At 66.5% G+C, this 12,662-nt stretch carries 11 protein-coding genes; 7 read left to right on the forward strand and 4 right to left on the reverse strand.

Annotated elements, in window-relative coordinates:
* Positions 1-7 precede the first annotated feature (7 nt).
* The gene (locus U858_RS0123350) at positions 8-916 is read left to right on the forward strand and encodes a LysR family transcriptional regulator (RefSeq protein WP_025139573.1); all 909 of its coding nucleotides are present in this window, start codon (positions 8-10) and stop codon (positions 914-916) included.
* Between the two features lie 39 nt (positions 917-955).
* Positions 956-1,600 (forward strand): histidine phosphatase family protein, encoded by a 645-nt coding sequence (locus tag U858_RS0123355; protein ID WP_025139574.1) that lies wholly within the window; start codon positions 956-958, stop codon positions 1,598-1,600.
* 46 nt (positions 1,601-1,646) lie between these two features.
* Here the strand turns inward: U858_RS0123355 and U858_RS0123360 are convergent, their stop codons facing one another.
* The 3 genes from U858_RS0123360 to carA all read right to left on the reverse strand — a co-directional run bounded on the left by U858_RS0123360 (position 1,647) and on the right by carA (position 6,944).
* Positions 1,647-2,423, reverse strand: a complete 777-nt coding sequence (locus U858_RS0123360) for an SDR family oxidoreductase (RefSeq protein ID WP_025139575.1) — start codon at positions 2,421-2,423, stop codon at positions 1,647-1,649.
* Positions 2,424-2,536: 113 nt separating this feature from the next.
* Complete coding sequence (gene carB / locus U858_RS0123365; protein WP_025139576.1) at positions 2,537-5,779, reverse strand: carbamoyl-phosphate synthase large subunit; 3,243 nt, start codon at positions 5,777-5,779, stop codon at positions 2,537-2,539.
* Positions 5,780-5,789: 10 nt separating this feature from the next.
* Positions 5,790-6,944, reverse strand: a complete 1,155-nt coding sequence (gene carA / locus U858_RS0123370) for a glutamine-hydrolyzing carbamoyl-phosphate synthase small subunit (RefSeq protein ID WP_025139577.1) — start codon at positions 6,942-6,944, stop codon at positions 5,790-5,792.
* 165 nt (positions 6,945-7,109) lie between these two features.
* Between carA and tal the strand changes: the two genes are divergently transcribed.
* A complete protein-coding gene (gene tal / locus U858_RS0123375) occupies positions 7,110-8,063 on the forward strand; it encodes a transaldolase (RefSeq protein ID WP_025139578.1) in 954 nt (317 codons plus the stop codon).
* A gap of 46 nt (positions 8,064-8,109) precedes the next feature.
* Here tal and U858_RS0123380 read toward each other — a convergent pair whose 3' ends face one another.
* A complete protein-coding gene (locus U858_RS0123380; RefSeq protein ID WP_025139579.1) occupies positions 8,110-8,637 on the reverse strand; it encodes a carboxymuconolactone decarboxylase family protein in 528 nt (175 codons plus the stop codon).
* A 146-nt stretch (positions 8,638-8,783) separates the two neighbouring features.
* On the opposite strand from U858_RS0123380, the gene U858_RS0123385 reads away from it, so the two are divergent.
* From U858_RS0123385 to U858_RS0123400, 4 genes are read left to right on the forward strand one after another with little or no spacing between them, the layout of a single operon-like run.
* On the forward strand, positions 8,784-10,997 hold the full coding sequence (locus U858_RS0123385; RefSeq protein WP_025139580.1) for an ATP-binding protein: 2,214 nt from the start codon (positions 8,784-8,786) through the stop codon (positions 10,995-10,997).
* Positions 10,994-11,359 carry a response regulator gene (locus U858_RS0123390; protein ID WP_025139581.1) on the forward strand — a complete coding sequence of 122 codons (366 nt, stop codon included), beginning with the start codon at positions 10,994-10,996 and terminating at the stop codon, positions 11,357-11,359. The genes U858_RS0123385 and U858_RS0123390 overlap by 4 nt, the downstream gene beginning before the upstream one ends.
* Positions 11,360-11,367: 8 nt before the next feature.
* Positions 11,368-12,015: a hypothetical protein gene (locus U858_RS0123395; protein ID WP_025139582.1), complete on the forward strand. Its 648-nt coding sequence runs from the start codon at positions 11,368-11,370 to the stop codon at positions 12,013-12,015.
* A 19-nt stretch (positions 12,016-12,034) separates the two neighbouring features.
* On the forward strand, positions 12,035-12,604 hold the full coding sequence (locus tag U858_RS0123400) for a biliverdin-producing heme oxygenase (RefSeq protein WP_029954247.1): 570 nt from the start codon (positions 12,035-12,037) through the stop codon (positions 12,602-12,604).
* Positions 12,605-12,662: the final 58 nt, after the last annotated feature.

Consider the following 12,662-nt stretch of genomic DNA (forward strand, 5'->3'; position numbering starts at 1 on the left):
AGGCGCCATGGAAATCTATCAGATACGCGCCTTCGTCACGGTAGCCCGATTGGGCAACCTGACCAAGGCGGCCGAAGCCCTGTCGCTGACCCAGCCCGCCGTCACCGGGCAGATCAAGGCCCTGGAACAAAGCCTGGGCGTGGCCCTGTTCGATCGCAGCGGTGGGCGGCTGGCGCTGGCCAAGGCCGGCGAAATGCTGCTGCCCACGGCAGAATCGCTGCTGGTGCTGGGCGCGCAATTCAAGTCCGAGGCGCAGCAGTTGCAGGGCAGCCTGCAAGGCGTGGTCGAACTGGGCGTGCCCAGCGAAAAACCGGACTTCCTGCGGCTGGGGGAACTGGCCTCGGCGATCGCCCAGCGGCTGCCGCTGATCGAACTGAAGACGCAGACCCTGCCCACTGCCACGCTTGCCGAACAGGTCAGCACCGGCCGCTTGCCGGCGGCGCTGACCATTGCCGCCCACCCGCCGCGCGGGGTGTTGTGGCAGCCGCTGCGCAGCGTGCGCTATCGCATCGCGCTGCCCAAGGAACAGGCCGCCGTGCTCAAGCGCGGCGGCTGGCGCGAAGTGGCGCAGTTGCCGTGGCTGGACGGCCCGGCCGGCAGCCATACCCACCTGCTGCTGCGCGACATGTTCGAACGCCATGGCCTGTCGCCCCGCGTAGCCATGCAGCACGACGACCAGGCCAACCTGGAAGCGCTGGTGCGGGCGGGCGCCGGCTGCGCGCTGCTGCGCGAGGAAACCGCGCTGGCCGGCGCGGCCTCGAACGACTTCATCGTCTGGGGCCAGGCCCGCGCCGACGCCATGCTGGGCTTCATCCTGCCCTACGAACGCGCTAGCGAGCCCGCGCTGGTCGCGTTAAGCTCGGTCATTCAAACCATCTGGAAGCCGCGCGCGCCGATCGCGCCCGACCCGCTTTGAGCCGGGCCCGCGCCCTTTCCCCACCGTATCGATATTGCAATGACTGAAATCTGGTTCATCCGCCACGGCGAAACCGACTGGAACCGCGAACGCCGCCTGCAAGGCTGGAAAGACATCCCGCTGAACGAATTCGGCCGCAACCAGGCCAGCCTGCTGGCGGGGCGCCTGCGCGAAGAAGCCCGCCACACGCCGATCCACGCCCTCTACAGCAGCGACCTGCAACGCGCCCACGCTACCGCCGTGCCGGTGTCCGAGCAACTGGACCTGCGCGTGCGCGTCGAACCCGGCATCCGCGAACGCGGCTTTGGCGTGCTGGAAGGCCTGGATCACGACCGCATCGACGTGCTGGCGCCCGAAGCCGCTGCCGCCTGGAAAAGCCGCGATCCGCTGCGCCCGCTGGACGGTGGCGAAACGCTGGGCCAGTTCCAGTCGCGCGTGATCTCCACCGTGGATGACATTGCCAGCCGCCACGACGGCGAACGCATCCTGATGTTCACGCACGGCGGCGTGCTGGACATCATCTGGCGCCATGCCAGCGGCGTGCCGCTGAATGCGCCGCGCGACGCCGCGCTGCTCAATGTCAGCATCAACCGGGTCGGCGTGAAAGGCCGCCAATGGCAAGTGCTGGATTGGGGCGACGTGGGCCACGTGGCCGCCGAAGTCGGCGACGACGTCGTGCCGTGATGCCCTGAGGCCTGGCCGCCTGGCGCGGCCTGGCCCGTCAGATCTACTACTGCCCTGCCTTGTCCGCCTTGCGCGGTTTGCGCGGCGCATTGCGCGCCAGGCGGTCATAGACGGCATTGGGCAACAGGCGCATCAGCTTGGCCACCACGCCCATCTGCCAGGGAATCACCGTGTACGACGTTCCGCGCCCGATGGCCGCCTGCGCGCGCCGCGCAAAGGCGTCGGCATCCATCAGGAACGGCATGGAATACGGATTGTGCGCGGTCATCGCCGTGCGGATGTAGCCCGGCGCGATGGTGACGACGCGGATGCCATCGCCCGCCAGTTCCAGCCGCAGGCTTTCGCAGTAGGTCACCACCGCAGACTTGGATGCGCTATAGGCGCCCGCCCCTGGCAGGCCGCGCACGCCCGCCACGCTGGCGATACCCACCAGCCGCCCGCTGCCGGCAGCGCGCATGCTGTCGACAAAGGGCTCGAAGGTGGCAACGGTGGCCAACAGATTGGTGTCGACAATGGCTTTGAAAACGTCGTAGTCCTCGCCATGCTCGGTCAACGTGCCGGCGCTGATGCCGGCACTGGCGATCACCACATCGACACGCCCCTGGCAGAAGGCAATGAAGTCCTGCGCTGCCGCATGCAGGGCAGCGCGGTCACGAACGTCAACGGCATAGCAACGATGCGTGCCTGGCAAACTGGCGGCCAGCTCGCGCAGCGCGTCTTCGCGCCGACCCAACAAACCCAACGTGGCCCCGGCTGCGGCATATTGCTGCGCCAGGGCGCGGCCCAGGCCGCTGCTGGCGCCGGTGATGAAGACTCTGTTCATGATGGATTTCCGCGCACGCTAGGTGGCGCGCTAGGCGGCGCCTGATGTGAAAAGGGCTGCCCCTTCCGCAAGGAAAGGGCAGCCCGAGCATACAGGAATGTTATTCCTGGGCGTTATTGGCCCTGCAGCGACGCGTGCAGTTCCTGCAAGGGGTAAACCTGCAGGCCCAGACCTTGGCGCAAGTACTGCATGCCTTCGACCGCGGCGCGGGCGCCAGCGATGGTGGTGAAGAAGGTCACGCGCGCAGCGAGCGATTGGGTACGGATGGTGCGCGAGTCGACGATGGCGTTGCGACGTTCTTCGACGGTGTTGATGACCAGCGAGATCTCGCCGTTCTTGACCATGTCGACGATGTGCGGACGGCCTTCGGTGACCTTGTTCACGCGCTGCACGGGAATGCCAGCCGCTTCGATCTCGGCCGCCGTGCCGCGCGTGGCGACCAGCTTGAAGCCCAGGGCATGCAGGCCGCGCGCCACTTCCACGGCGCGGGGCTTGTCCTGGTTCTTCACGCTGATGAACACCGTGCCGGATTCCGGCAGGCGCACGCCTGCGGCCAGCTGCGACTTGACGAAGGCTTCGCCGAAGCTCATGCCCACGCCCATCACTTCGCCGGTCGACTTCATTTCCGGGCCCAGGATGGTGTCCACGCCCGGGAACTTCACGAACGGGAAGACGGCTTCCTTGACCGAGAAGTAAGGCGGCACGACTTCCTTGGTGATGCCCTGGGCCGCCAGCGTCTGGCCGGCCATGGCGCGCGCGGCGATCTTGGCCAGTTGCAGGCCGGTGGCCTTGGACACGTAAGGCACCGTACGCGAAGCGCGCGGGTTCACTTCCAGCACGTAGACGTCGCCGCCCTGGATGGCGAACTGCACGTTCATCAGGCCGCTGACGTTCAGGGCCTTGGCCATCATGGTGGTCTGGCGCTTGATCTCGGCGATGACGTCGGCCGACAGCGAGTAAGGCGGCAGGCTGCAGGCGGAGTCGCCCGAGTGCACGCCGGCTTGCTCGATGTGCTCCATGACGCCGCCGATGAAGACGGTTTCGCCATCGGCCAGGCAGTCGACGTCGACTTCGGTGGCGTTGTTCAGGAAGCGGTCCAGCAGCACCGGCGAGTCATTGCTGACCTTCACGGCCTCACGCATGTAGCGTTCGAGGTCTTGCTGCTCGTGCACGATTTCCATCGCGCGGCCGCCCAGCACGTAGCTGGGACGCACCACCAGCGGGTAGCCGATTTCGGTGGCGTGGGCCAGGGCCTCGCCTTCGGTGCGGGCCGTGCGGTTGGGCGGCTGGCGCAGGCCGAGCTTGTTGAGCAGCTTCTGGAAGCGCTCGCGGTCTTCGGCGACGTCGATGGATTCAGGGCTGGTGCCGATGATGGGCACGCCGTTGGCTTCCAGGGCGCGCGCCAGCTTCAGCGGGGTCTGGCCGCCGTACTGGACGATCATGCCGACCGGGTTTTCCTTGTGGACGATTTCCAGCACGTCTTCGAGCGTCAGGGGTTCGAAGTACAGGCGGTCGGACGTGTCGTAGTCGGTGGACACGGTTTCCGGGTTGCAGTTGACCATGATGGTCTCGTACCCGTCTTCGCGCAGCGCCAGCGCGGCATGCACGCAGCAGTAGTCGAATTCGATGCCCTGGCCGATGCGGTTCGGGCCACCGCCCAGCACCACGATCTTCTTGCGATCGGTGGGGGCGGATTCGCACTCTTCCTCGTACGTGGAGTACATGTACGCGGTGCGGGTGGCGAATTCAGCGGCGCAGGTGTCCACGCGCTTGTAGACCGGACGCACGTTCAGCTGGTGACGCAGCTTGCGCACTTCGGATTCGGCCGAATCCAGCAGGAACGCCAGGCGGCGGTCGGAGAAACCGCGGCGCTTCAGTTCCCACAGGGTGGCGTAGTCCAGATCTGCCAGCGTCTTTTGCTCGAGCGCGAGCTCGATGTCGACGATTTCCTTGATCTGCGACAGGAACCAGGGGTCGATGTGCGTGATGGCGTGCACTTCGTCGAGCGTGAAGCCCTGGGCGAAGGCGTCGCCCACGTACCAGATGCGTTCCGGACCGGGCTCGCCCAGTTCGACCTGCAGCTTTTCGCGGTCGGTGGTTTTCTGGTTCAGGCCGTCGACGCCGACTTCCAGGCCGCGCAGCGCTTTCTGGAACGATTCCTGGAAAGTGCGGCCGATGGCCATGACTTCACCCACGGACTTCATCTGGGTGGTCAGGCGGGCGTCGGCGGTGGGGAATTTCTCGAAGGCGAAACGCGGCACCTTGGTGACGACGTAGTCGATCGACGGCTCGAACGAGGCGGGCGTGGCGCCGCCGGTGATTTCGTTCTTGAGCTCGTCCAGCGTGTAGCCCACGGCCAGGCGCGCGGCGACCTTGGCGATGGGAAAGCCGGTGGCCTTGGAAGCCAGCGCCGACGAACGCGACACGCGCGGGTTCATCTCGATGACGATCATGCGGCCATCGCGGGGGTTGACCGCGAACTGCACGTTCGAGCCGCCGGTGTCCACGCCGATCTCGCGCAATACCGCGATCGATGCATTACGCATGATCTGGTATTCCTTGTCGGTCAGCGTCTGGGCCGGCGCCACGGTGATCGAGTCACCGGTGTGCACGCCCATGGGGTCCAGGTTTTCGATGGAGCAGACGATGATGCAGTTGTCCGCCTTGTCGCGGACCACTTCCATCTCGAATTCCTTCCAGCCCAGCAGCGATTCTTCGATGAGCAGTTCGCTGGTGGGCGAGGCTTCGAGGCCGCGGCGGCAGATGGTTTCGAATTCTTCGGCGTTGTAGGCGATGCCGCCGCCCGAACCGCCCATGGTGAAGCTGGGGCGAATGACGGCAGGGAAGCCCGAGGTGCCGACTTCGGCCGCGATGCGGCGCTGCACTTCCCAGGCTTCGTCCATGGTGTGGGCGACGCCCGACTTGGCCGATTCCAGGCCGATGTCGGTCATGGCCTGCTTGAACTTCTGGCGGTCTTCGGCCTTTTCGATGGCGTGCTCGTTGGCGCCGATCAGTTCGACGTTGTGCTTTTTCAGCACGCCGTGGTGGGCCAGGTCGAGCGCGCAGTTCAGCGCGGTCTGGCCGCCCATGGTGGGCAGCAGCGCATCGGGCTTTTCACGCTCGATGATCTTTTCGACGGCTTGCCAGGTGATGGGCTCGATGTAGGTGACGTCGGCCGTTTCCGGGTCGGTCATGATCGTGGCGGGGTTGCTGTTCACCAGGATGGTGCGGTAACCCTCGGCCTTGAGCGCCTTGCACGCTTGCGCGCCGGAATAGTCGAATTCGCAGGCCTGCCCGATGATGATGGGGCCGGCGCCGATGATGAGAATGCTTTTTAGGTCTGTACGCTTGGGCATGATGCAATCTTTACTTTTGGCCGGACATCAGGCTGATGAACTTGTCGAAGAGCTCCAGGATGTCGTGCGGACCGGGGCTGGCTTCGGGGTGGCCCTGGAAGCAGAAGGCCGGACGGTCGGTGAGCTCGAAGCCCTGCAGCGTGCCGTCGAACAGCGACACGTGCGTGACGCGCGCATTGGCCGGCAGGCTGGCCGCGTCGACCGCGAAACCGTGGTTCTGGCTGGTGATGAAGACGCGCTTGGACGCCAGGTCCTGCACCGGGTGGTTGGCCCCGTGGTGGCCGGTCTTCATCTTGAGCGTCTTGCCGCCCACGGCCAGGCCCATGATCTGGTGGCCCAGGCAGATGCCGAATACCGGCAGCTTCTTGTCCAGGAACACGCGCGTGGCGTCGATGGCGTAGTCGCAGGGCTCGGGGTCGCCGGGGCCGTTGGACAGGAACACGCCGTCGGGGTTGAGCTTCAGGACTTCTTCGGCGCTGGTCTGGGCCGGCACCAGCGTCAGGCGGCAGCCGCGATCGGCCAGCAGGCGCAGGATGTTGGACTTGATGCCGAAGTCGTAGGCGACGACGTGGAACTTGGACTGGTCGGGCTGGGTGTAGCCTTCGCCCAGTTGCCAGGTGCCTTCGGTCCAGGTGCTGTTGGACTTGATGGACACGACCTTGGCCAGGTCCTGGCCGGCCATGCCGGCAAAGCCGCGGGCCAGTTCGACGGCGCGGTCGGCGTCGGTGCCAACGAAGATGCAGGCGCCCTGAGCGCCCTTTTCACGCAGGATGCGGGTCAGCTTGCGGGTGTCGATGCCGGAAATGGCAACGATGCCCTGGGCAGACAGGTACTCGGGCAGCGATTGCGTGGAACGGAAGTTCGACACGCGGGCGGGACAGTCGCGGACCACCAGGCCGGCGGCGTAGACGCGATTCGCTTCGACGTCTTCGGCATTGATGCCGGTATTGCCGATGTGCGGATAGGTCAGCGTGACGATCTGGCCGCTATAGCTGGGATCGGTGAGAATTTCCTGGTACCCGGTCATCGCGGTGTTGAACACCACTTCGGCAACGGTATGCCCAGGCGCACCGATCGACACGCCTCGAAAAATGGTACCGTCCGCCAGAGCCAGAATTGCAGGAGGGAAGCGGTTGATCCCCTCGGAAAAAAGTTGCGGCAGCACAGTAAACCCCGGTTTTATGAATCGATAATCAAACCTTCGAATTATACCTTGAGCGGCCGTTTTCCCCGGAAAACCGCGCCAAATAAGGCCAGGATCGAAGATTTGGACCGTCGGCAGTGATACGCTAAAGCACCTTCAACCCTGACGTTGTGAGCCGTTTTGTCCATGCCCAGCCAACTTGACGCCCTGCGCAATCACACCACCGTTGTCGCCGACACCGGGGATTTCGAAGCGATGAAGGCGCTGCGTCCCACCGACGCCACTACCAATCCGTCCCTGATTCTTAAGGCCGTGCAGCAGGACGCCTACCGCCCGCTGCTGGAAAAAACCGCCCGCGACCACCGCGGCGCCCCCACCGCCGAGCTGATGGACCGCCTGCTGGTCGCGTTCGGCCGCGCCATCCTGAACATCGTGCCCGGCCGGGTCTCGACCGAGGTCGACGCGCGCCTGTCGTTCGACACCCGCGCCACCATCGAACGCGCCCGCGGCCTGATCGCCCTGTACGAAGCCGCCGGCGTGCCGCGCGAACGCGTGCTGATCAAGATCGCGTCCACCTGGGAAGGCATCCAGGCCGCCCGCGCGCTACAGGCCGAGGGCGTGCGCTGCAACCTGACCCTGCTGTTCTCGCTGCCGCAGGCCGTGGCCTGCGCCGACGCCAACGTGCAGCTGATTTCGCCCTTCGTGGGCCGCATCTACGACTGGCACAAGAAGGCCGCCGGCGCCGCCTGGGTCGAAGCCGACCACGCCGGCGCGCGTGACCCTGGCGTGCAGTCGGTGACCCGCATCTACCAGTACTACAAGCGTTTCGGCATCGCCACCGAGATCATGGGCGCCAGCTTTCGCAACGTGGGCCAGATCCTGGCGCTGTCGGGCTGCGATCTCCTGACCATCAGCCCCGAACTGCTGACCCAGCTGGCCGCCACCGAAGGCGACGCCCCGGCGCAATTGCGCGCCGATGCCGCCAGCGGCGACATCGCCCGCATCGCGTCGGACGAAGTGGCCTTTCGCACGCAGCTGAACGACGATGCCATGGCCAGCGACAAGCTGTCCGAGGGCATTCGTGCATTCGTGGCCGACGCCATCAAGCTGGACGCACTGATCGAAGCCCAGCGCGGCTGACGTCCCTGACCTGCCCGGCGGGCGGCGTGCCGCCCCCGGACGGTTGTCAGCGGTGGTCGTGCGAGTGCACCTGCAGCGCTTCCAGAAAGCGCGACACCATGTTGTAGGCGGCCACGGTGGCCGTCAGTTCGACCGTCAGCTTGTCCGAGCCCATCGCGGCGCGCGCCGCCTGGAACACCGGTTCCGGCACCTGCACCTGGCGCGTCATGGCGTCGGTATAGGCCAGCACCGCGCGTTCGCGTTCACTGAACAACGTGGATGCCTCCCAATCGGGCAAAGCGTCCAGCTGGGCTTGCGACAGGCCTTCCTTCAGGGCGATCGGCGCGTGCTGGTCGGCTTCGTAGGGCGCGCCGTTGACACTCGCCACCCGCATGATCACAAGCTCGCGAATGTCGCCCGGCAGCGAGGATAATTGCCGGATGGACGTCAGGTAGTTGAGCCAGCCCCCGGCCACGGCCGGGCTGTGCAGCAGCATCTGGTACAGGTGCAGCACGCTGCCGCGCTCGGCAACGATACGGTCCACCAGGGGCTGCGCTTCGGGGTGGGACAGGTCGGCGTAGGGAAGACGCGCCATGAAAACTCCGTAGGGGATTAGGGCCGGTTGGCGCCAAAGAGCGTAAGGCCTTCGCGCGCCAAAAAGCCGAGACGCAGCAAATGCACACATTCGCAAGAACTTTGACATAATGACAGCACATTGCGCGCCTCCAGGACAAGCCTAGAATGAATGCGCCCACCCAGTCCCACCCGCCTGTCACGCTCGCAAATTGCGACAGCGAACCGATCCACGTACCGGGCGCCATCCAGCCCCTGGGCGCGTTGCTCGCGTTCGATGCCGCGGGCGTGCTGCGCTACGCGAGCGAAACCGCGCCGCAGGTGCTGGGCACGCCGCTGGCGCTGGGCTACCGCTGCGAACCCGGCGCGTTGCCGCCGGGGCTGGAACACTATCTGTCGGTATGGCTGGACAGCGCCGACCCGGTCTTCGACCCGCTGACCCTGGCGCTGGACGAACACACCTATGACGTCATTGCCCACCGCAACGCGGATGGCCTGACGCTGCTTGAACTGGAACGCCGCGGCGACGACACCGGTATCGCCGACCCCGCGCGCATCTACCGCGGCATCGAACGCATCCGCCTGCAGCGCGACATTGCCGGCCTCCTGGACCGCACGGTGCAGGAAGTGCAGCGCGCCACAGGCTTTGACCGCGTCATGGCCTACCGTTTCCATCCGGACGACAGCGGCGAGATCGTGGCCGAGCGGCGCGGCGACCCCACCCTGGAAGACTGGGTGGGGCGGCGCTATCCGGCAGGCGACATTCCCGCCCAGGCGCGCCGCCTGTATACGGTGAATACGCTGCGCCAGATTGCCGATGCGCAGTACCAGCCGGTGCGTGTGCTGGGCGAGGACCGCCATGACGAGCCGCCGCTGGAAATGAGCTTTTCGGTGCTGCGCAGCGTGTCGCCGATTCATCTGGAATACATGGCGAACATGGGCGTGCGCGCCTCGATGAGCCTGTCGCTGGTGATCGGCGGCAAGCTGTGGGGCATGATCGCCTGCCACCATCATTCGCCGCGCCAGATCCCCTACCCCGCCCGCCTGGCGTGCGAGGCGCTGGCACAGGTGCTGTCGGCCGCGCTGGCCAATATCGAAGGCAGCGAGCGCGCCGAACAGGCGCGCCGCAGCGCCGCGCTGGTCAGCCGGTTGGCCGAACGGGTGTCGGCGTCCGAAAACGTGCACCTGGCCCTGTCCGGCGGGCCCGATTCCCCCGCCGCGCTGCTCCCCAACGACGCCGCGCTGTGCCTGTGGGGCAACAGCGTGACGGTGTTTGGCGGCATCGCACCGCGCGGCGAACTGGCCGGCATCCTGTGCGCACTGGACCAGAGCGGCCAGCGGCTGGTGCACACCAGCAACATCGCGCGCGACTATCCCGACCTGCAGACCGACCTGGTGCCGTACGCGGGCCTCCTGGCCTGCAAGTTCGACCCCATGAACAACGGCTGGCTGATCTGGCTGCGCAAAGAGCAGATCGAAACCGTGGTGTGGGGCGGCAAGCCCGAAAAACAGTATGCCGTCGGCAACCTGGGCCCGCGTCTGACGCCGCGCGGTTCGTTCGAAGCGTGGCGCGAAGTGACGCGCGACACCAGCGCACCCTGGCTGCCCGCCGAACTGGATGCGGCCGACAACCTGCGCGACGAGCTGTCCCATATCGCCACCAGCCGCGCCGCCGACGTGGACCGCGCCCGCACCGCGCTGCTGGCGATGCTGGGCCACGACCTGCGCGATCCGCTGCAATCCATTTCCATGGCGGCCACGCTGCTGTCGAAAACGGATTCCGGTGCCCGCATGGGCGAGCGCATCCGCTATTCCAGCGGCCGGATGCAGCGCCTGATCTCGCAGGTGCTGGACCTGTCGCGCTTGCAGGCCGGCATGGGGCTGGGCATCGAAAAGCGCGAATGCTGCCTGTCCGAACTGATCAATGGCCTGATCGAGGAAAAGCGCCAGGCCTACCCCGGCCTGCTCATCGAACCCGACGTGCAGCCCGGCCTGACCCTGATGGCCGATACCGACCGCATCGCCCAGGTGATCACCAACCTGATGAGCAACGCACGCCAGCACGGCGCGCCGCGCATGCCGATCCGCGTGACGGCGCGCCTGGACGGCGAGGCCATCGAACTGACCGTGGCGAACCATGGCGCGCCCATTCCAGACGAGGTCATGGCGCATCTGTTCTCGCCCTTCAAGCCGGAATCCATGGGCCATTCGCGCAATCGCAATGGCCTGGGGCTGGGGTTGTATATTGCCGAACAGGTGGTCCGCGACCACGATGGTGAAATTGCCGTCGGCTGCCATGACGGCCTGGTGGTTTTCACTGTTATCCTGCCGCGCGGCGCTGAAGCGCCGCCCGCAACCCCGCATCCTGGAGACATGATTTGAACGAAGCGCGCTCGCTACGCGTCCTGCTGGTCGACGACAACGAAATGGGCTCTGAACTGCTGGCCGAATTCCTGGCGCTGTCCGGCCTGGAGACCCGCTGCGCCGTCAATGGCGAAGATGCCCTGGCGCAAGTCGCCGCCTTCGACCCGCAGGCGGTGCTGGTCGATATCCTGCTGCCCGACATGGACGGCTACGAACTGGCCCGCCGGCTGCGCGAGCGCAGCGCGTCGACCCGCATCTATGCCCTGAGCGGCCTGGCCCGCCACGAACGCCACGAAGACGCCACGCGCCTGTTCAATGGCTGGATCGAAAAACCCGCTGATCCCGACGCGCTGCTGAGCGTGCTGCGGCAGGCGGATTGAGGCCGCCGATGCACGCCGATATTCCAGCCCAGGCCCTGGCCGCCGATGGCGTGCGTTTCAAGGTGCTGGCGCAGATCTTTCCCGTCTTGCGGCACGAGACCCTGGCGCCGCTGTCCAACGCCACGCTGGCCGTGGCCATGCTGCGCCAGACGCCGGAAGGCGCCAGCGCCGACGCCCTGCAGCAGCGCTGCCAACGGCTGGCCGGCGACCTGCAACACATGCTCGAAGACAGCGTCAATGTGGTGCGCGACCTGGACCAATGGCTGGCCGATAACGGCGCGCGACTACCGGCCGACGCGCTGCTGCGCCAATGCCGCAAGCTGCTGTTTTCGCAATTGATGTGGTCCAAGCGCCAGGTGCGCTGGCCCGACGAGGCCGCTGCGATCGAACTGCCGGCGTTCGCCTCGCGCTACCTGGTGATGGCCTGGCTGCTGTGCATGCTGCCGTGGCTGCCTGAAGGGGCTGAGCTGGTGCTGGATGCCTCCGCCACGGACGTCTGGCATGCAGATTTTTCAGCCGCGTCCCAGGCGCCCGCGACGCCGCAACTGTTCGATGCGCAAGACATCGCGCTGTTGGCCGCGGCCTCGGGGTGGCGCCTGGAGCGCCAGCCACAGCGCTGGTCGCTGCACCTGCCGGCCGCCGCCACCGCCTGTTGACAACTCAAAGGAGCTTCGCATGATCTCCCCCGTACACCAGGTCCTGCGGGACGGCACCCGCGAACGCCACGAAACCCTGGACCAAGGCCTGGCCTTGGCCGATGGCGACGTCAGCCGCGCCCATTACCTGAACTACTTGCGAGCCCTGCTGGGCTGGCTGGAACCGGTCGAACAGCGCCTGTGGCAGCTGCAATGGCCGGAGCAATTGCGGGCCTCGGCCCGTGCGGGCAAAAGCGCCCTGATCCGCGCCGACCTGCAAGCGGCCGGTGATGCGGCGCCGGTGGCGCATTGCGCCGACGCCCCTGCGCCAGAGCAGGCCGACGCCTATGCACTGGGCGTGGCCTACGTGGTGGAAGGCTCGCAACTGGGCGGACGCTTCCTGGCCAAGCGGCTGGAGGACATCACCCCGCCCCTGCCGCTGAGCTATCTGCGCGGCTATGGCGACGAGGTCGGCGCGCTGTGGAAAGGGTTTCTGCAGCACCTGGACAGCGCGGCCCAGGGGCACGAGGCGCGTGCGCTGCAAGGCGCACAAGATGCATTCGACAGCCTGACCGCGTGGCTGCGCAGCCAGCGGGCGTTGCAAGCCTAGCCCGCCTGTCAGTTCCTGAAGGGGCCCGCCACATCCGCGCGACGCCCATGAAAAAGCC

This window comes from Achromobacter sp. DH1f (genome assembly GCF_000633435.1).
Taxonomy (GTDB): Bacteria; Pseudomonadota; Gammaproteobacteria; order Burkholderiales; family Burkholderiaceae_B; genus Achromobacter; species Achromobacter deleyi.

What these genes read in the sequence shown, in the direction of transcription:
- U858_RS0123350 (WP_025139573.1), top strand. Translation starts at nt 8, where the DNA reads ATGGAAATCTATCAGATACGCGCCTTCGTCACGGTAGCCCGATTGGGC.
- U858_RS0123355 (WP_025139574.1), top strand. Translation starts at nt 956, where the DNA reads ATGACTGAAATCTGGTTCATCCGCCACGGCGAAACCGACTGGAACCGC.
- U858_RS0123360 (WP_025139575.1), bottom strand. Translation starts at nt 2,423, where the DNA reads ATGAACAGAGTCTTCATCACCGGCGCCAGCAGCGGCCTGGGCCGCGCC.
- carB (WP_025139576.1), bottom strand. Translation starts at nt 5,779, where the DNA reads ATGCCCAAGCGTACAGACCTAAAAAGCATTCTCATCATCGGCGCCGGC.
- tal (WP_025139578.1), top strand. Translation starts at nt 7,110, where the DNA reads ATGCCCAGCCAACTTGACGCCCTGCGCAATCACACCACCGTTGTCGCC.
- U858_RS0123380 (WP_025139579.1), bottom strand. Translation starts at nt 8,637, where the DNA reads ATGGCGCGTCTTCCCTACGCCGACCTGTCCCACCCCGAAGCGCAGCCC.
- U858_RS0123385 (WP_025139580.1), top strand. Translation starts at nt 8,784, where the DNA reads ATGAATGCGCCCACCCAGTCCCACCCGCCTGTCACGCTCGCAAATTGC.
- U858_RS0123395 (WP_025139582.1), top strand. Translation starts at nt 11,368, where the DNA reads ATGCACGCCGATATTCCAGCCCAGGCCCTGGCCGCCGATGGCGTGCGT.
- U858_RS0123400 (WP_029954247.1), top strand. Translation starts at nt 12,035, where the DNA reads ATGATCTCCCCCGTACACCAGGTCCTGCGGGACGGCACCCGCGAACGC.